The 16,618-nt window shown below is 72.6% G+C and carries 17 protein-coding genes; 10 read left to right on the top strand and 7 right to left on the bottom strand.

The annotated features are described in order from the left end of the window. The first annotated feature begins 21 nt into the window (after positions 1-21). Together AB0316_RS13905 and nadC are read left to right on the top strand one after the other, a co-directional pair. Positions 22-1,848 carry an L-aspartate oxidase gene (locus tag AB0316_RS13905; protein WP_366273609.1) on the top strand — a complete coding sequence of 609 codons (1,827 nt, stop codon included), beginning with the start codon at positions 22-24 and terminating at the stop codon, positions 1,846-1,848. Next, positions 1,845-2,729, top strand: coding sequence for a carboxylating nicotinate-nucleotide diphosphorylase (gene nadC / locus AB0316_RS13910; RefSeq protein WP_366273610.1), 885 nt, complete (start codon positions 1,845-1,847; stop codon positions 2,727-2,729). Before AB0316_RS13905 ends, nadC begins: the two co-directional genes overlap by 4 nt. Before the next feature lie 71 nt (positions 2,730-2,800). On the opposite strand, the gene AB0316_RS13915 is transcribed toward nadC, so the two are convergent. Both AB0316_RS13915 and AB0316_RS13920 read right to left on the bottom strand, forming a co-directional pair. After that, the gene (locus AB0316_RS13915; RefSeq protein ID WP_366273611.1) at positions 2,801-3,472 is read right to left on the bottom strand and encodes a response regulator transcription factor; all 672 of its coding nucleotides are present in this window, start codon (positions 3,470-3,472) and stop codon (positions 2,801-2,803) included. Beyond that, positions 3,469-4,674, bottom strand: coding sequence for a histidine kinase (locus AB0316_RS13920; protein WP_366273612.1), 1,206 nt, complete (start codon positions 4,672-4,674; stop codon positions 3,469-3,471). The genes AB0316_RS13915 and AB0316_RS13920 overlap by 4 nt, the downstream gene beginning before the upstream one ends. 197 nt (positions 4,675-4,871) lie before the next feature. On the opposite strand from AB0316_RS13920, the gene AB0316_RS13925 reads away from it, so the two are divergent. Continuing rightward, positions 4,872-5,606, top strand: coding sequence for a hypothetical protein (locus AB0316_RS13925; RefSeq protein WP_366273613.1), 735 nt, complete (start codon positions 4,872-4,874; stop codon positions 5,604-5,606). A 197-nt stretch (positions 5,607-5,803) separates the two neighbouring features. On the opposite strand, the gene AB0316_RS13930 is transcribed toward AB0316_RS13925, so the two are convergent. Next, on the bottom strand, positions 5,804-6,493 hold the full coding sequence (locus tag AB0316_RS13930) for a class I SAM-dependent methyltransferase (protein ID WP_366273614.1): 690 nt from the start codon (positions 6,491-6,493) through the stop codon (positions 5,804-5,806). Further along, entirely contained in the window at positions 6,490-7,323 is an 834-nt protein-coding gene (locus AB0316_RS13935; RefSeq protein ID WP_366273615.1) for a hypothetical protein, read from the bottom strand. Before AB0316_RS13935 ends, AB0316_RS13930 begins: the two co-directional genes overlap by 4 nt. A 179-nt stretch (positions 7,324-7,502) precedes the next feature. Here AB0316_RS13935 and AB0316_RS13940 point away from each other — a divergent pair, with 179 nt between their 5' ends. From AB0316_RS13940 to AB0316_RS13960, 5 genes are all read left to right on the top strand, one after another. Continuing rightward, positions 7,503-8,132, top strand: coding sequence for a TetR family transcriptional regulator (locus AB0316_RS13940; RefSeq protein ID WP_366273616.1), 630 nt, complete (start codon positions 7,503-7,505; stop codon positions 8,130-8,132). Between the two features lie 13 nt (positions 8,133-8,145). Continuing rightward, positions 8,146-8,904 (top strand): ABC transporter ATP-binding protein, encoded by a 759-nt coding sequence (locus AB0316_RS13945; protein WP_366273764.1) that lies wholly within the window; start codon positions 8,146-8,148, stop codon positions 8,902-8,904. Next, the gene (locus AB0316_RS13950) at positions 8,901-9,635 is read left to right on the top strand and encodes an ABC transporter permease (RefSeq protein ID WP_366273617.1); all 735 of its coding nucleotides are present in this window, start codon (positions 8,901-8,903) and stop codon (positions 9,633-9,635) included. The genes AB0316_RS13945 and AB0316_RS13950 overlap by 4 nt, the downstream gene beginning before the upstream one ends. Before the next feature lie 157 nt (positions 9,636-9,792). Further along, on the top strand, positions 9,793-10,722 hold the full coding sequence (locus tag AB0316_RS13955; protein WP_366273618.1) for a Ppx/GppA phosphatase family protein: 930 nt from the start codon (positions 9,793-9,795) through the stop codon (positions 10,720-10,722). Between the two features lie 67 nt (positions 10,723-10,789). Further along, positions 10,790-11,587: a sugar phosphate isomerase/epimerase gene (locus tag AB0316_RS13960; RefSeq protein ID WP_366273619.1), complete on the top strand. Its 798-nt coding sequence runs from the start codon at positions 10,790-10,792 to the stop codon at positions 11,585-11,587. 10 nt (positions 11,588-11,597) lie between these two features. Here AB0316_RS13960 and AB0316_RS13965 read toward each other — a convergent pair whose 3' ends face one another. From AB0316_RS13965 to AB0316_RS13975, 3 genes are all read right to left on the bottom strand, one after another. Further along, a complete protein-coding gene (locus tag AB0316_RS13965; protein WP_366273620.1) occupies positions 11,598-12,359 on the bottom strand; it encodes an SDR family oxidoreductase in 762 nt (253 codons plus the stop codon). Between the two features lie 63 nt (positions 12,360-12,422). Further along, positions 12,423-13,649, bottom strand: coding sequence for an acetyl-CoA hydrolase/transferase C-terminal domain-containing protein (locus AB0316_RS13970; RefSeq protein ID WP_366273621.1), 1,227 nt, complete (start codon positions 13,647-13,649; stop codon positions 12,423-12,425). A gap of 106 nt (positions 13,650-13,755) precedes the next feature. Then, positions 13,756-14,718: a Ku protein gene (locus tag AB0316_RS13975; protein ID WP_366273622.1), complete on the bottom strand. Its 963-nt coding sequence runs from the start codon at positions 14,716-14,718 to the stop codon at positions 13,756-13,758. 18 nt (positions 14,719-14,736) lie between these two features. On the opposite strand from AB0316_RS13975, the gene ligD (AB0316_RS13980) reads away from it, so the two are divergent. Together ligD (AB0316_RS13980) and ligD (AB0316_RS13985) are read left to right on the top strand one after the other, a co-directional pair. Next, positions 14,737-15,684 (top strand): non-homologous end-joining DNA ligase, encoded by a 948-nt coding sequence (ligD, locus tag AB0316_RS13980; RefSeq protein WP_366273623.1) that lies wholly within the window; start codon positions 14,737-14,739, stop codon positions 15,682-15,684. Then, positions 15,684-16,568: a non-homologous end-joining DNA ligase gene (ligD, locus tag AB0316_RS13985; protein WP_366273624.1), complete on the top strand. Its 885-nt coding sequence runs from the start codon at positions 15,684-15,686 to the stop codon at positions 16,566-16,568. Before ligD (AB0316_RS13980) ends, ligD (AB0316_RS13985) begins: the two co-directional genes overlap by 1 nt. Positions 16,569-16,618: the final 50 nt, after the last annotated feature.

The raw sequence follows: 16,618 nt of genomic DNA on the forward strand, positions 1-16,618 counted from the left end.
CGAGACCGAAAGGCCAGGCGTATGCCGCAGAGCGGGCTCCCCGACGTGAGCATCCCCCGCCGCCTGAGCGCGCCCGCGCCCGGCTGGACCACCACGGCCGACGTCATCGTCGTGGGCTCCGGCATCGCCGGGCTCACCACCGCCCTGCGGCTGCGGCGCCGTGTCGACCGGGTCCTGCTCGTGACGAAGACGGTGCTCGACGAGGGGTCCACGGCCTGGGCGCAGGGTGGGATCGCCGCGGTCATGTCACCCGAGGACAGCCCGGCCGAGCACATCCACGACACGCTGGTGGCGGGCGTCGGACTCTGCGACGTCGACGCGGTGCGCACGCTTGTCACCGAGGGCACCGACGCCGTGTGGGACCTCATCGCGCTCGGCGCCGACTTCGACCGCGGCGACACCGGCAAGATCTCGCTGACCCGCGAGGGCGGCCACCACCGCGACCGCATCCTCCACGCCGGCGGTGACGCGACGGGCCGCGAGATCAGCCGCGCCCTCATCGCCGCGCTCGACCGGGTGCGTGACGACCCGGGCATCGAGGTCATCGAGCACGCCCTGGTCCTCGACCTGCTCACCGACGCCGAGCAGCGCGTCTGCGGCGTCACGCTGCACGTCATCGGCGAGGGGCAGGTCGACGGGGTCGGCGCCGCGCACGCCCGCGCGGTCGTGCTGGCCACCGGCGGGCTCGGCCAGGTCTACGCGTCGACGACGAACCCGTCCGTCGCCACCGGCGACGGCATGGCGGCCGCGCTGCGGGCCGGCGCGGTGCTGTCCGACCTCGAGTTCGTGCAGTTCCACCCCACGGTGCTGTGGCTCGGCGAGGGCTCGCGCGGTCAGCAGCCGCTCATCTCCGAGGCGGTCCGCGGTGAGGGCGCCTTCCTCGTCGACGAGGCGGGGGAGCGGTTCATGCTGGGCCAGCACCCCCTCGCCGACCTCGCCCCGCGCGACGTCGTGGCCCGGGCCATCATCGCCCGGATGCGCGAGACCGGCACCGACCACGTCTACCTCGACTGCCGCCATCTCGGCGCCGACTTCCTCGAGCACCGGTTCCCCTCGATCGTCTCCCGCTGCCGCGAGCTCGGCTTCGACCCCGCGACCGAGCTGCTGCCCGTCGCGCCAGCGCAGCACTACGCGAGCGGCGGCGTGCGCACCGACCTGCACGGGCGCGCCTCTCTCGAGGGGCTGTACGCGTGTGGCGAGACCTCGTGCACCGGCGTGCACGGCGCCAACCGTCTCGCCTCCAACTCCCTGCTCGAGGGGCTCGTCTTCGCCCGTCGGATCGCCGACGACCTGACCTCCCGGCTCGGCGCGGGCGAGCTGCCCGAGACTACGCCCGTGACGGCCGACGGCGCCCCCGAGCTGGTCCGCAGCAAGCGCCGGCTCGACATCCAGCGCTCCATGACGGCCGGCGCCGGTACGGTGCGCTCCGCGACCTCCCTCGCCGCCACCGAGCAGGCGCTCGGCGACCTCGCCGCACGCGCCGTCACCGAGGCCGCCGACCGACAGGGCGGTCCCCAGAGCTGGGAGACGACGAACCTGCTCCACGTCGGCCGCGCGCTGACGTATGCCGCCGCGTTGCGTGAGGAGACGCGTGGCGGTCATGTGCGCGAGGACTTCCCGGGGCGGGACGACGACCACTTCCTGCACCACGTGCACCTGCGGCGGTCGGACGCCGGCCTGCTGACCGCCGAGGTCGTGCCGGTGCCGCGCTCCAACCTCGAGGGCCTCGACCTCGACGGCTCGGTGCCTCTGGACGTCCTTGACGAGGACCGGGCGGACGGGGCGGGGAGCGCGAAACCGGCTGGGCGGCATACGAACTCGGAGAACGGACCGGAGGAGACGGCGTGAGTGGCGACGGGCTGAGCGGGTTCCCGCTCGAGTGGGCGCACGAGCTGGTGGCCGTGGCGCTGCGCGAGGACCTCGGGCCGCAGGGCCTCGACGTCACCACGCTGGCGACGATCCCCGCCGACCAGGTGCGGACCGCCGAGATCGTCGCCCGGGCGCCGGGAGTGGTGGCAGGCGTGCCGGTCATCGGGCTCGTGCTGGCGGCCGTGGCGGAGAAGATCGGCGCTGACGTGCCGGCGGTCGAGGTCGTCAACGACGATGGGGCGCGGCTCGAGCGTGGCGACGTCATCGCGAGCCTGAGCGGCCCGACGCAGGTCGTGCTCGTCGCCGAGCGGACGATCCTCAACCTCCTCAGCCGGCTCTCCGGCGTCGCGACGCACACGCGACGGTGGGCCGACGCGCTCGAGGGGACCGGCGCGATGGTCCTCGACACCCGCAAGACGACGCCCGGGATGCGCTGGCTCGAGAAGTACGCCGTGCGCTGCGGCGGCGGCACCAACAAGCGGATGGGCCTCTACGACGTCGCGATGATCAAGGACAACCACAAGCTCGCGGCCGGCTCGGTCGCCGCTGCCTACGCCCTGGTGCGCGAGCGGTTCCCCGACGTCGACGTGCAGGTCGAGGTGACGACGCCGGCCGAGGCGCAGGAGGCCTACGACGCCGGGGCCCGCTTCGTCATGTGCGACAACATGTCGGTCGAGGTGTTGCGCGAGACCGTCGAGCTGCTGCGTTCAGCCGGCGAGCCGGTCGAGATCGAGGCCACCGGGGGCATGACGCTCGAGGTGGCCCGTGACTACGCCGAGACGGGCGTCGACTTCATCTCCGTCGGCGGGCTGACCCACTCCTCGCCGATCGTCGACATCGCCCTCGACCTCGTCGACTGACCGCGGGTCCCAACCGTCGAGAGGCCACGTGTGGCCCCCTCCGACTCGTCGAGGGGCCACGTGGGGCTCGCTCAGGAGTCGGCGCGGTCGCCGGCGCGGACCAGCCCGGTCTCGTAGGCGGCGACGACGGCCTGCACCCGGTCACGGAGGCCGAGCTTGGCCAGGATGCTCGAGACGTGGGTCTTGACCGTGGCCTCACCCAGGTAGAGCTCGGCGGCCACCTCGGCGTTCGAGAGGCCGCGAGCGACGAGGCTGAGCACGTCGCGCTCGCGCAGCGTCAGCACCTCGAGGTCGCGCGACCGGGCCGTCCGCGGACCCGGCGCGGCGGCGAAGGACTCGATGACGCGCAGGGTCACCGCGGGGTCGAGCAGCCCGCCGCCGGCGGCGACGGTGCGCACCGCTGCCACGAGCTGCTCGGGCGTCGACACCTTGAGCAGGAACCCGCTGACACCGGCGCGCAGCGCACCCTCGACGTACTCGTCCTCGCCGAAGGTGGTCAGCACGACGACCCTTGACGACGGACTCGCCTCCAGGACCCGGCGGGCCCCCTCGATGCCGTCGACCCGCGGCATGCGCACGTCCATGAGCACCACGTCCGGTCGCAGCTGCGCCGCCATGGTCCCGGCCAGGTCGCCGTCGGACGCCTCACCGACGACCTCCACGTCGGGCTCGGCCGTCAGCACCATCCGCAGGCCCACCCGGACCATGGCCTCGTCGTCGACGAGCAACACCCGGATCGTCATTGCCAGCCCCTCCCGATCGGGAAGCGGGCACGCACCTCGAACCCGCCGCCGGTGACCGGGCCGGCGGACAGGGTGCCGCCGAACATCCCGGTGCGTTCACGCATCCCGACGAGGCCGTGGCCGCCGTTGGCTGCGCGCATGGCCCCGTGCGTGGCCCCGTCGCGGACCGACTCGTCCGCCTGTCCCGAGCGGGTGCCGTCGTCGCGCACGACCACCTCGACGGCGTCGTTCTCGTGGCAGACCCGCAGCAGGGCCCGGGCGCCGGGCGCGTGCCGGAGCACGTTGGACAGCGCCTCCTGCGCCACGCGGTATGCCGCCACGTCCACTGCACGCGGCACCGTCGTGAGGTCCCCCTGGGTCTCGAGAGCGAGGTCGAGCCCGGCCGCACGTACGTCTGCGGCGAGGTGCTCCGCCCGGGCCAGCGACACGGGGCTGGCGAGGTCGGCCTCACCGTCGCGTGGCGTGCGCAGGATCCCCACGGTCGCCCGCAGCTCCTCGACCGACTCGCGTCCGAGACGCTCGAGGCCCAGCCAGACGTCTCGCTCGGCGGGTCGCTCGTCGAGCAGCGGTCCGAGCTGCCGGCGCAGGCCGCCGAGCTGGAGCGTCATGACGCTCAGCGAGTGGGCGACCGAGTCGTGGACCTCTCGGGCGATCCGTGCCCGCTCCTCGACCACCGCCGCGTGCGCAGTGGCCTCACGCTGAGCATCGAGCTGCGCTGCGAGAGAGGCGATCTCGCGGGTGCGGTCCTGCTCGCGGCGCACGAGGCTGCCGACCCACCAGGCCGGAACGAAGATGGCGGGGAAGAAGATCGAGTCCCAGCTGACGCCGGCCCGGACGATGTCGGTCAGCACGAAGACCGCGACACAGGCGGCCGTGGCGACGCGCGAGGCACGCGGCCGGCCCGCATACCCCGCGTAGGCGACCGCGACGAGCGCGGCAATGAGGCCGGCTCCTCCGGGGCCCGGTGCACCCAGCAGCTCGCCCAGCGGGTACGACGCGGCGACTGCCACGGCACCCGCGGCGGGCCAGCGCAGCTGCGCGGCCAGGCCGCACGCGATCCAGAGCGCCACCCACACGAGCGAGCCGAAGGACTGCCGGAACGAGGGGTCCGTCCACGCCTCGACGACTGCGAGACCGCCGAGCAGCACGGCTGCGACGACAGGGACGAGCCGTGGCCGTCGCAGGAGCCGGAAGGGTGGCATGGCCGCAAGGCTAGGGCGGTGGGGGTGCCGGCGTATCCCTCTTGAGACGGAGCCGCGGGGCCGGCGTCTCCGCCCGACGACGGACCACGGGCCGGTACCTCTCGGGCGAGGTGTGGGGAGGCCGCCGGGCGGGACGGTTGGGCTGTCGCCGAGAGCGGCGCTCCGGGATCGTCCCGGGCAAGACCGAAAGGAAAGCCATGTCGCACCTCCCGTCCCACGTCTCCGCCGAGCCGGTCGGTTCGCTCGTCGGCGCGCCCGTTGCCGCCGCGGGCGAGAGGGAGGAGTCGAGGCGTCGCACCACCCACCCCATGCGGATCGCGGCCGGCGCGGCCCTCGTCGCCGGGCCGGTGCTGTGGGCGCTCGGCCTGGTGACGTCGCCGCCGCAGGACTCGATGGCCGACGCGGACTACATCGCCTCCCTGACCCGGGACACGACCATGACGCAGGTGTCGGCGCTGTTCCTGCACTACGGCAACCTCGTCATCGCCCTGGGCATCCTCGCCGCACCGTCGCTCGTGCGGGGCGCTCGCGGACGCGTGGTCACCGTCGTGGGCGCGCTGCTCGCGGCGCTGGGCTTCGCCAACATGTCCGGCATGGTCCTGTCGGACTGGTGGAACGCCTCGGCCGGCACCCTGCTCAGCTCCGACCAGGCCGTCGCCGTGTTCCAGGGCTTCAAGCAGGGTTCGCTGCTGGGCTTCTGGGACGGCACCGAGCCGCTCAACCTCCTCGGGCCGGTGCTCGTGCTGGTGGGCCTGGCCAGGGCCGGCGTGCTCGGCTGGTGGTCCCTGCTGCTCCTCGTGGGCGGAGTGGCCGGCTTGATGGTGTTCGGCGCGACGACGCCGCTGGTCGCGGCCGCGACCGTCCTCGTCGGCTTCTCGCCCTTCGCCCTCATCGGCCGGCGCCTCCTCCAGCGCCGCCACCTCGCCGCCTGACCCAGCGGGAGCCGCCGGGCGTGTGGGCGGGTCAGCAGGCCGCGTCCGGCCCTTCTCGCGATCGTCGAGAGGTGGGCCGGACGTGGCCGCTCGACGGCGCGGCAGGGGCCACACGTGGCCTCTCGACGGTCGAAGTGGGGCCACTCGTGGCCTCTCGACGGTTGAAGAGGGGCCGGACGTGGCCTCTCGACGGTCGGTCAGTAGCGGCGGTGCCAGAGGTTGACGGCGTAGTCCACCCCGGTGGCCTCCGGATGCTCGGCGAGGATCAGGTCCGCGTGCTCGGGCGCGAACTCGATCGCGACGACGGCCTCGAAGTCCTCCCGCGAGTCGAAGTCCCACCGGATGTCGAGGCGCTCGCGCGACCAGCCCTGCCGCTCCCAGAACCGCTCGACCGCGCGAGGGTCGTAGGACGGCAGCGCGCGCCGGAACCACTGCCCGAACGTCGACCGTGTCGCGTCGTTGTCGATGACGAAGGCGGCACCGCCGGGGCGCATCACCCGCTCGAGCTCGGCCAGCCCGGGCTCGCAGCCGGGCCCGAAGAAGTACGCCCACCGGGCGTGCGCAACGTCGAACGAGCGGTCGGGTACCCCGATCGCGGCCGCGCCCTCCTCGCGGACGGAGACGGACGGCATACCCGAGATGCGTTCTGCCGCAAGGGAAGCCAATGGTGGGTGCGGCTCGACCCCGACGACCGACCGCGCGTCGCGGGCGAAGTACGGCAGGTGGAAGCCGGTGCCGCACCCGATGTCGACGACGTCGAGGCCGGACCAGTCGAGCACCGAGCGCATGGCGTCCTCGATGACATGGTCCCGATCGACACCACGGTTCTCGACCTCGTAGACGTCGGGCGTCTCCCAGATGTTGGGGGAGGGGATCGTCTCGCTCATTCGGCGCGCCTCGGTGGTGCTGCGGGACGCGTCGACCCGGCCTGGGCCTCGAGGGTCGCGGGGTGCACGAGGAGCGGCAGCAGCTTGCGCACGCCGCGCGCCCGGACCGCCTTGACCTGGGCGAGGTGCGCCTCGGCGCGGATGGCCAGCTCGGCGTACGCCTCAGGCCCCATCAGCTCGATCAGCTCCGGCGCGTTGGACCGGTAGACGGGCTCGCGCCCGACGTGCGCCTCGGGGTTCCCCGAGCAGTACCAGTCGAGGTCGTGGCCACCTGGCCCCCAGCCGCGCCGGTCGTACTCGGTGATCGTCACCTCGAGGTAGCTCGTGTCGTCGGGCAGCTCGACGGTGCGGAAGGTGCGCCGGATCGGCAGCTGCCAGCACACGTCGGGCTTGAGGGTGTGCGGCTCGACGCCGGTCAGGATGGCGTGCTGGTGCAGGGCGCACCCGGCACCGGCGGGGAAGCCGGGGCGGTTGAGGAAGATGCACGCCCCGTCGACGACGCGGGTCTTGCGCGCGCCGTCCTCCTTCTCGGTCCAGTCCTCCTTCGTGCCGGTGGCGGTGCCGGCGGCGTGGTACTCCCACTCGTCCTCGCCCAGCTCGCGGACGGCCTTCTCGACGCGCTTCCAGTCGTCCTTCTCGGTGAAGTGCGCCCCCAGCGTGCAGCAGCCGTCGTCGGGCCGGTCGGCGTAGATGCCCTGGCAGCCGTTGCCGAAGATGCACGTCCAGCTGCTCGTGAGCCACGTCAGGTCGCAGCGGTAGCGCTGTCCCGCGTCGGCGGGGTCGGTGAACTCGACCCACACGCGGGGGAGGTCCAGGGGTGCTTCAGCCACCCGAGCACCCTACGTCGCCGACCTCGTGGGTGGCCCGGCGCTGCCCGCTCCGTGGGCGCCGACCCGGCCGATGTCGGGGGTGTATGCCGTGTGCCCCCTCCGGATGCCACCCGCGGTTCGCCCCGCGACCCTCTCAGGCATCCGTGCCGGCCCCTGGTCGGCAGGGCTAGCGTTTGGGCATGACGTCGGGGACGAGCAGCGAGGTGGCGCCGAGGGGTCGGGGCCGCCGTCCGGGCGGCGCGGACACCCGCGCCGCGATCCTCGAGGCGGCGCGGAAGTCGTTCGCGGCCAAGGGATACGACAAGGCGAGCATGCGAGGCATCGCGCGGGAGGCGGGGGTGGACCCGGCCCTCGTGCACCACTACTTCGAGGGCGGCAAGGCGGCCCTCTTCGTCGAGACCCTCGAGGTGCCGGTCAACCCGACCGAGCTCATCGACGGCATCCTGGACGGTGACGTCGACCGGCTCGGCTGGCGCATCGTCGAGACCTTCCTGACGGTGTGGGAGCCGCCGGAGCGCCGAGACGCGCTCGTGGCCCTCGTGCGCTCCAGCATCACCAGTGACGAGGCGGCGCGGATGCTGCGCGAGTTCCTCGGCCGCGAGGTCTTCGGGCGGGTGGCGGCATCCACCGGTGTCGCCGACCCGCAGTTGCGAGGGGCGCTCGCGGCCTCGCAGATGCTCGGCCTGATCGTCGGCCGCTACGTCGTGCGGCTGCCCGCCCTCGTCGCGGCGACGCGGGAGGAGCTCGTCGAGGGGCTGGGCCCCGTCCTCCAGTCGCATCTCGTGGACAGGGCCGCCACCCCGGAGTAGATTTCATCACATGATGAATAACTCCGATCCGGCAGTGGCCATCCGCGGCCTGCAGGTCGTGCGGGGGAGGCGGCGGGTCATCCCCGGCCTCGACCTCGAGATCCCTGGCGGCCAGGTCGTCGGACTGCTCGGCCCCTCCGGCTCCGGCAAGTCGACGCTCATGCGCTGCATCGTCGGCGTGCAGGTCATCGAGGCCGGGACCGTCACCGTGCTCGGCCATCCCGCCGGCTCGCCCGAGCTGCGAGACCGCGTCGGCTACGTCACGCAGACCCCCAGCATCTACGCCGACCTCGGGGTGCGCGACAACGTCACCTACTTCGGCCGGGCCATCGGCCTGCGCGGCAACGAGCTGCGCGATGCCGTCGACCGCACGCTCGAGGAGGTCGACCTCCAGTCGCACGCCGACCAGCTCGTGCAGGACCTCTCCGGTGGGCAGGAGTCGCGGGTGTCGCTGGCCGCGGCCCTCGTCGGACGGCCCACCCTTCTGGTCCTCGACGAGCCGACGGTGGGCCTCGACCCCGTCCTCCGGCGCGACCTGTGGGACCTCTTCCGGCACCTCGCCGAGCGTGGCCACTCGCTCATCGTCTCGAGCCACGTCATGGACGAGGCGACCCGCTGCGACCGGCTCGTCCTGCTGCGGGAGGGGCGCGTGCTGGCCGACCTGACCCCGGCAGAGCTCCTGCAGCGGACCGGGACCGACGACGCCGACGCCGCCTTCCTTGCCCTCATCGACGCCGAGACCGCACGGTCCGGGGAGAGGAGCTCGTCGTGAACGCCGCGCTCACCGTCACCACGTCGGGCCGTGTGCTGCGCCAGGTGCGCACCGACCGCCGCACCATCGCCCTGATCGTCGTCGTGCCGTGCGTCCTGCTCGGGCTGCTCGCCTGGATCTACAACGGCACCCTCGTCTTCGACTCGATCGGCCCGGCCCTGCTGGGCGTCTTCCCCATGGTCGTGATGTTCATCGTGACGTCCGTGGCGACCCTGCGCGAGCGCCAGTCGGGCACCCTCGAGCGGCTGCTCACCACGCCCATGGGCAAGGCCGACTTCATGATCGGGTATGCCCTCGCATTCGGTGCGCTCGCTGCCGCGCAGGCCCTGATCGCAACGGGATTCGCGGTCTGGGTGTGCGGCCTCGACGTCGCCGGACCGCTGTGGCTGCTCGTGGTCGTCGCCATCTTCGACGCCGTGCTCGGCACCGCGATGGGGCTGCTTGCGAGCGGCTTCGCCCGCACGGAGTTCCAGGCGGTCCAGTTCATGCCGGCGTTCCTGCTGCCGCAGTTCCTGCTCTGCGGGCTGCTCGTGCCGCGCGACCAGCTGCCCACCGTCCTCGAGTGGGTCAGCGACGTCCTGCCGCTGTCGTATGCCGTCGACGCCATGAAGGAGATCGCGACCAACCCCGACCCGGCCGCCCAGGTGCTGGGCGACCTCGGCATCGTCGCGGCCTTCATCGCCGCCTCGCTCGCCCTCGCGTCCCTCACCCTGAGCCGCCGCTCCGCCTGACCGCCCGTCCCGCCACACGGCATACGGCAGATGGCGCCCCCGCTCCCGACTGAACGCAGCGTTCGCTCGCGAACTGCGTGTTCCGACGCGGCGTTCGTCACCGAACGCGGCGTTCGGTGAGCAGGGGGCGTCGATGGGCGGGCACTAGGGTGAGCGCATGCGCCTTGGCGTCATCGACATCGGGTCGAACACGGTCCACCTCCTCGTCGTCGACGCCCACCTCGGCGCGCAGCCGCTGCCGGCCTTCTCGCACAAGACCGAGCTGCGGCTCTCGGAGAGCCTCGAGCACGACGGCCGGGTGAGCGACGCGACCGCCGACCGGCTCGTGGCCTTCCTGCGCGAGTGCCTCGTGGTCGCCGAGGACCAGGGCGTCGGTGACCTCTTCGCCTTCGCCACCTCGGCCCTGCGGGAGTCGCCCAACGGCGACGAGGTCATCGCCCGGGTCCGCGACGAGACGGGGATCGACCTCGAGGCCCTCAGCGGCTCGGACGAGGCGCGCATGACCTTCCTCGCCGTGCGCCGGTGGTTCGGCTGGTCGGCCGGGCGCCTGCTCGTCGTCGACATCGGCGGCGGTTCCCTCGAGCTGGCCTGCGGGCTCGACGAGGAGCCCGACGTGGCGATCAGCCTGCCGCTCGGCGCCGGACGGCTGACGCGGGAGCGACTCGAGGGCGACCCGCCGAGCGAGGCCTCCGCGCGCGAGCTGCGGTCGCACGTGCGCACCTCGCTCGCCGAACGCGTACGCCCCCTGCTGACGTCCGGGACTCCCGACCGCGCCGTAGGCACCTCCAAGACGATGCGCTCGCTCGCGCGGATCGCCGGCGCCGCCCCGCGCGCCGAGGGGCCGCTCGTGCGGCGCACGCTCTCCCGCGATGACCTGCGACGCATCGTCGCCGCGGTGGGCCCCATGGACAGCGCCGCGCGGTCGCAGCTGCCAGGCGTCTCCGCGGGCCGCGCGCGCCAGCTGTATGCCGGGGCGCTCGTCGCCGAGGCGGCGCTCGACCTGCTGCAGGTCGAGCAGCTCGAGATCTGCCCGTGGGCGCTGCGCGAGGGACTCATCCTGCGCCGGCTCGACCACCTCACCTCGTGAGCGGCTCCGGCGTGGGGTGCGGCCCCCGGCCCACCGTCGTGCGCGGACCGTGGCGCAAAATGGGCGCATGACGATCCGAGTCGGCCTCTCGACCGCCTCGCTCTACCCCGACAACGCGGCCACCGCCTTCGCGACCGCGGACCGCCTCGGCTACGACGCCGTGGAAATCATGGTCTGGACCGACCCGGTGACGCAGGAGGCGGGCGCCCTGCGGGCGCTGTCCGAGCTGCACGAGCTGCCGATCGCCTCGGTGCACGCGCCCACGCTGCTGCTCACCCAGCGCGTGTGGGGCACCGACCCGTGGGGCAAGGTCGACCGCTCGATCGAGCTGGCGCGCGAGGTCGGCGCCGGCACCGTCGTGCTGCACCCGCCGTTCCGCTGGCAGCGGGAGTATGCCGCCGGGTTCGTCGAGGGCGTCGCCCGGCGTGAGCGTGAGTCGGGTCTACGGCTCGCCGTCGAGAACATGTACCCCTGGCGCACGGCCCGGCGCGAGGTCATGGCCTACCTGCCGCACTGGGATCCCGTCGGCCAGCCGTACGAGCACGTCACCCTCGACCTGTCGCACACCGCCACGGCCGGCGCCGACGCGCTCGCCATGGCCCGGGAGCTGGGGTCGCGGCTCGCGCACCTGCACCTGACGGACGGGCTGGGGTCCTTCCTCGACGAGCACCTCGTGCCCGGGCGGGGCACGCAGCCGTGCGCAGCGATGCTCGAGCACCTGGCCGACTCCGGCTGGGACGGCGACGTCGTCGTGGAGGTGTCGACGCGCAAGGCGGGTAAGGACCAGCGCGAGGTCGACCTCGCCGAGGCCCTGGCCTTCGCCCGGCTCGGGCTCGTGCCCACGCGCGGCGCCAGCCGCATCTGAGACGCTGTCGTCAGTCCCCGGCGGGGCGCCACCCGCGCGGACGGACCGAGACCAGGTCGACGCTCGCGTCGGGCCCGGCGTCGATGGCCAGGCGCGCGGCCCGGACCACCGAGGCGACGTCGAGGTAGGCGCCGGCGTCGTACTCCGCCCCCTCGAACTCGACGAGCTCGCGCTGCATGTCGGTGTCGACGCGGCCCGGGTGCAGCGAGGTGACCCGCACACCGTGCCCGCGCTCCTCCTGCCGCAGCGAGTCGCTGAAGGCGCGCAGGGCGAACTTCGAGGCGCAGTACGCCCCGGACGCCGGGGTGGCGGTGAAGCCCGATCCGGAGTTGACCGTGATGACCAGGCCGTGGGCCGCGCGGAGGGCCGGCAGCAGGGCACGGGTGATGGCGGCCACCGCGACCACGTTGACAGTCATGGAGTCGACCCAGTCCTGGACCGGCGAGTCCGCGACGGTGCCGTTGCGCAGCACTCCTGCCGAGTGCACCAGCACGTCGACACGCTCGAGCCGTGGCACGAGCGCGTCGAGGGCGCTCTCGAGCGAACCGCCCGGTGCGCAGTCGGCCAGGTCGGCGACGAAGCCCTGCGCCGACGGCAGCGAGGCCGCGACCTCGTCCACCGACCCGCTGCTGCGCCCGCCGATGACGAGATGGTGGGTCGCGGCCAGGTCCCGGGCGAGCGCGAGCCCGATGCCCCGGGTACCGCCCGTGATCACCGCGACCGGCCGGTCCTGGCACGAGGTGGATGACGGGGTGGGCGAGGCGGAGGTCATGCGGTCACCCTACGAGCCCGGCGGCATACGCCCTCGGTCGGGAGAGTCGGTCACGCCAGTCGGTCAGGCGAGGCCGAGAGCATGCGCCTCCTCCCAGAGGTCGTCGCGGACGCGCGGGTGCGCGCACTGCTCGATGATGTCGCGGCACTGGTCCTTCTCGCTGCGACCCCAGAGCGGGGCCATCCCGTGCTCGGTCACGATGGCGCTCTGCTGGAAGCTCGTGACCGGCTCGTCGAGCAGCGGCACGATCGTCGACACGTCGGCCTTGGGGTGCCAGGAGCGCAGGGCGATGAACGACTGCCCGCCGGGGGAGTGCAGCGCCCCGACGATGAAGTCGGTCTGGCCGCCGAAGCCGGAGTGGATCCGGGCGTTGATGCGCGAGGCGTTGGCCTGGCCGAAGAGATCCACCTCCAGCGCCGTGTTGACCGAGGTCATCTGCCGCTGCTGGGCGATGAGGCCCGGGTCGTTCGTCTTCTCGGTGCGCATCATCCGCACGCGCGGGTTGCCGTCGAGCCACCGGTAGAGCTCCTGCGATCCGAAGCAGAACGACGTGACCAGCGGGTGGTCGGGGTCGAGCGCCCCGGCCTCGTCGAGGGCGAGCACGCCGTCGGAGAACATCTCGGTCCACATCCGGATGCCGCGCCGCGTCGTGAGCCCCGCGAGGGTGGCGTCGGGCACGGCGCCGATGCCGAGCTGCATGGTGGCACCGTCGGCGACCATGGCCGCCACCCGCTCTCCGATCGCCTCGCTCTCCGGGTCCGGGTGGCTGTGGCCGTTCGAGGCCATCGGGGCATCCACCTCGACGACGAGGTCGACGTGCTCGAGCGGCACCTGCGCGTCGCCGAAGGTGTAGGGCATCTTCGGGTTGACCACCGCCACCACGAGACCGCCGCGGGCCCGGCACGCCTCCACGGCAGCCGGTAGGACGTTGACCTCGAGCCCCATGCTGACCTGCCCGTGGCGCGGCGGAGCGCAGTGCAGCAGCACGGCGTCGGGCGGCAGCGCCCGGCCGTAGAGCAGCGGCACGAGGGACAGGCGCGAGGGCACGTAGCGCAGCCGCGGGTGTCGACGCATACCCGGGCCGACGAAGCACGTCTCGACGGTGACGCCGTCGCGGTCGGGCAGGCCCGCCGGCGCGTTGAGCGCGTGGAGCGTGTACGTCTCCAGGGCCGCGTCGAGGGCCCGGACCGCCTCCCACGGCACCGCCATGTTGCCGCTGACGACGACCCGGGGGTTCTCGGGAAGGGTCCGCAGTCGCTGGGTCAGCTCGTCGATCGTCGCCGTTCGCACGCTCCCATCCTCGCGCAGCGCGGAGCCGCAAAGAGGGCGTATGCCGTCAGAGGTGACCTACGTCCCTCGGCGCGCCAAGCCCATGCCCGGCCGGCGCTCCGGCCGGTCAGCTCGCCTTCTTGGTGGCCGCCTTCTTGGTCGTGGACTTCTTGGCCGTCGTCTTGGCGGCGGCCTTCTTCGTGGTGCTCTTCTTGGCAGCGGTCTTCTTCGCCGTCGACTTGGACGCGGTCTTCTTCGCCGCGCTGTCGTCGTCGCTCGCGGGTGCGGGCGCGGCGGACGAGGAGCCGCCGGTCTTGGCCGCCTTGGCCTTGTCGACGCTGCGCTGCAGGGCCGCCAGCAGGTCGACGACCTCGCTCTCCTCGCCCTTGGCCTCGGGCGTCTCGGTGATGTCGCCGCCCTCGATCTTCGTCTCGACGAGCTTGGCCACGGCCTCGGCGTAGTCGTCCTCGAACTCCTCCGGCTCGTAGTCGCCGGAGAGCGAGTCGACGAGCGAGGAGGCCATCGCGAGCTCCTTCTGCGTCGCGTGCGTCTCCTCCGAGAGCGACTCGAACTCGGGCTTGCGCACCTCGTCGGCCCACAACAGCGTCTGCAGCACGATGACGCCGTCACGCACACGCAGCACGGCCAGGGTCATGCGACTGCGCACCGAGACGGTCACGAGTGCCATTCGGTCTGCCTTTTCGAGGGCGTCGCGCAAAAGCACATAGGGCTTGAGACCGGTCTTGTCCGGTTCGAGGTAGTAGCTCTTGTCGAACAGCAGCGGATCGATCTGCTCGGAAGGGACGAACTTCTCGATCGAGATCTCTTTCGTCGTCCGCGTCGGAAGGCTCTTGAGGTCCTCGTCGCTGAGGATCACCATCTGCCCGTCGGCCGCCTCATATCCCTTGGCGATGTCGGAGTAGGGCACCTCCTCGCCGTCGATCGAGCAGATCCGTTGGTACTTGATGCGGCCCCCGTCCTTCTCGTGAACCTGCCGGAACTGCACGTCGTGGTTCTCCGTCGCCGAAAAGAGTCGGACCGGCACATTGACGAGGCCGAACGACACGGCGCCTTTCCAGATGGCTCGCATGGGAACAAGAATGCACCCATGCGCCCCATGCTCGCGACGCCGGCGACGACCGTTCCGGTCGGCGACCGCTGGATCCACGAGGTCAAATGGGACGGAATGCGTGTTCTGGCGGACGTCACGGACGGGGAGCTGCGCCTCTTCTCCCGGACGGAACGCGACGTCACCGTCGCCTTTCCCGAGCTGCGCGGCCTGGCGGGGGAGTATGCCGACATGCTCCTCGACGGCGAGATCGTCTCGTTGCGGGGCGGCGTGCCCTCCTTCGGGGCGATGGCCGAGCGCTTCCACGTGACCGATGTGCGCCGCGCCGCGATGCTCGCGGAGCAGGCGCCGGTGACGCTGATGACCTTCGACCTGCTGCGGCTCTACGGGGTCGAGCTGCTCTCACGGACGTGGACCGACCGGCGCGCGACGCTCGAGCGGCTCGAGCTCGGCGGCCCCCGCTGGCAGACGCCGCCGACCTTCACTGACGGCGCGACGTTGCATGCCGCGACGAAGGAGCAGGGCCTCGAGGGCATCGTCTCCAAGCGGGTCGACTCGATCTACGTGCCCGGGCTGCGCTCGCCCTACTGGCTCAAGCTGCCCCACCGTGGCACCGTCTCCGTGGTCATCGGCGGCTGGCGGCCCGAGTCCACCGGCACCGTCAGGCGCCGCCTCGGCTCGGTGCTGGTCGGCGTGCCCGGACCGGACGGCCTGGAGTTCCTCGGCAAGGTGGGGTCGGGGCTCGCGGGCAAGACGGGACAGGCGCTCCTGCGGGACCTCGAGACCCTCACGTCGGCCGAGTCGCCCTTCGCCACGGTGCTGCCGCCGGAGGACTCGGTCGGTGCGACGTGGGTGCAGCCGGTGCTCGTCGCCGACGTGGAGTCGCTGGGACTCAGCAGCCAGGGCAGACTGCGCCAGCCGGCATACAAGGGGCTGCGCACCGACCTCGCCCCGGGCGACATCGACGGCAGTGGGGACGAGGGCTGATGCCTCTCGAAGCGCCCAAGGTCACGGTGGAGGTCGACGGCCGGCGGATGCGCCTGTCGAGCCTCGAGAAGGTGATGTACCCCCGCACCGGCACGACCAAGGCGCAGGTCATCGACTACTACGCACGGATCGCACCGGTGATCCTGCCGCACCTGCGCGACCGCGCGGTGACGCGAATCCGCTTCCCGCACGGCGTCGGTGACATGCAGTTCTTCGAGAAGAACCTGCCCGCCGGCACTCCGGCGTGGGTGCGTCGAGCCGGACGCGACCCCGTCTTCCCGCTTCTCGACGACCTGGCGGGGCTGACGTACTTCGCCAACCTCAACTCCCTCGAGCTGCACGTGCCGCAGTGGCGTTTCGAGGGGCAGGGGCGCGACGCCGTGCCGTGCAACCCCGACCGGCTCGTCATCGACCTCGACCCGGGGCCCGGCTCCGGGCTGCACGAGTGCGCCCGCGTCGCGCTCATCGTGCGCGAGCGCCTCGGCGGCATCGGGCTCGACACGCTGCCGGTGACCAGCGGCAGCAAGGGACTCCAGCTGTATGCCGTCCTGCCCGGACTGCACACGAGCGACGAGATCCGCGACACCGTCCAGCAGCTCGCGCAGGAGCTGACCAAGGCCCACCCCGACCTCGTCGTGTGGAAGATGGCCAAGGAGCTGCGACCGGGCAAGGTCTTCCTCGACTGGAGCCAGAACGTCGCCGCCAAGACGACCGTCTGCCCGTACTCGCTGCGCGGCCGGGAGCGCCCGACCGTGGCCGCGCCCCGCTCCTGGGACGAGATCGAGTCGGGCGCGCAGGGCGGTGAGCTCGTGCAGCTGACCGCCGACGAGGTGCTCGAGCGCGTCGAACGCGACGGCGACCTGGCCGAGGCGATCACGGCCTGAGCGTCGGGCGCGGAGGGGGCGGACGGCATACGTGCTCGGAAAGCCCTCGG

Source organism: Terrabacter sp. NPDC080008 (assembly GCF_040702505.1).
Taxonomy (GTDB): Bacteria; Actinomycetota; Actinomycetes; order Actinomycetales; family Dermatophilaceae; genus Terrabacter.

What these genes read in the sequence shown, in the direction of transcription:
- AB0316_RS13965 (WP_366273620.1), bottom strand. Translation starts at nt 12,359, where the DNA reads ATGACCTCCGCCTCGCCCACCCCGTCATCCACCTCGTGCCAGGACCGG.
- ligD (WP_366273623.1), top strand. Translation starts at nt 14,737, where the DNA reads ATGCGCCCCATGCTCGCGACGCCGGCGACGACCGTTCCGGTCGGCGAC.
- AB0316_RS13975 (WP_366273622.1), bottom strand. Translation starts at nt 14,718, where the DNA reads ATGCGAGCCATCTGGAAAGGCGCCGTGTCGTTCGGCCTCGTCAATGTG.
- AB0316_RS13920 (WP_366273612.1), bottom strand. Translation starts at nt 4,674, where the DNA reads ATGCCACCCTTCCGGCTCCTGCGACGGCCACGGCTCGTCCCTGTCGTC.
- AB0316_RS13930 (WP_366273614.1), bottom strand. Translation starts at nt 6,493, where the DNA reads ATGAGCGAGACGATCCCCTCCCCCAACATCTGGGAGACGCCCGACGTC.
- ligD (WP_366273624.1), top strand. Translation starts at nt 15,684, where the DNA reads ATGCCTCTCGAAGCGCCCAAGGTCACGGTGGAGGTCGACGGCCGGCGG.
- AB0316_RS13960 (WP_366273619.1), top strand. Translation starts at nt 10,790, where the DNA reads ATGACGATCCGAGTCGGCCTCTCGACCGCCTCGCTCTACCCCGACAAC.
- AB0316_RS13925 (WP_366273613.1), top strand. Translation starts at nt 4,872, where the DNA reads ATGTCGCACCTCCCGTCCCACGTCTCCGCCGAGCCGGTCGGTTCGCTC.
- AB0316_RS13905 (WP_366273609.1), top strand. Translation starts at nt 22, where the DNA reads ATGCCGCAGAGCGGGCTCCCCGACGTGAGCATCCCCCGCCGCCTGAGC.
- AB0316_RS13945 (WP_366273764.1), top strand. Translation starts at nt 8,146, where the DNA reads ATGAATAACTCCGATCCGGCAGTGGCCATCCGCGGCCTGCAGGTCGTG.
- AB0316_RS13940 (WP_366273616.1), top strand. Translation starts at nt 7,503, where the DNA reads ATGACGTCGGGGACGAGCAGCGAGGTGGCGCCGAGGGGTCGGGGCCGC.
- AB0316_RS13915 (WP_366273611.1), bottom strand. Translation starts at nt 3,472, where the DNA reads ATGACGATCCGGGTGTTGCTCGTCGACGACGAGGCCATGGTCCGGGTG.
- AB0316_RS13955 (WP_366273618.1), top strand. Translation starts at nt 9,793, where the DNA reads ATGCGCCTTGGCGTCATCGACATCGGGTCGAACACGGTCCACCTCCTC.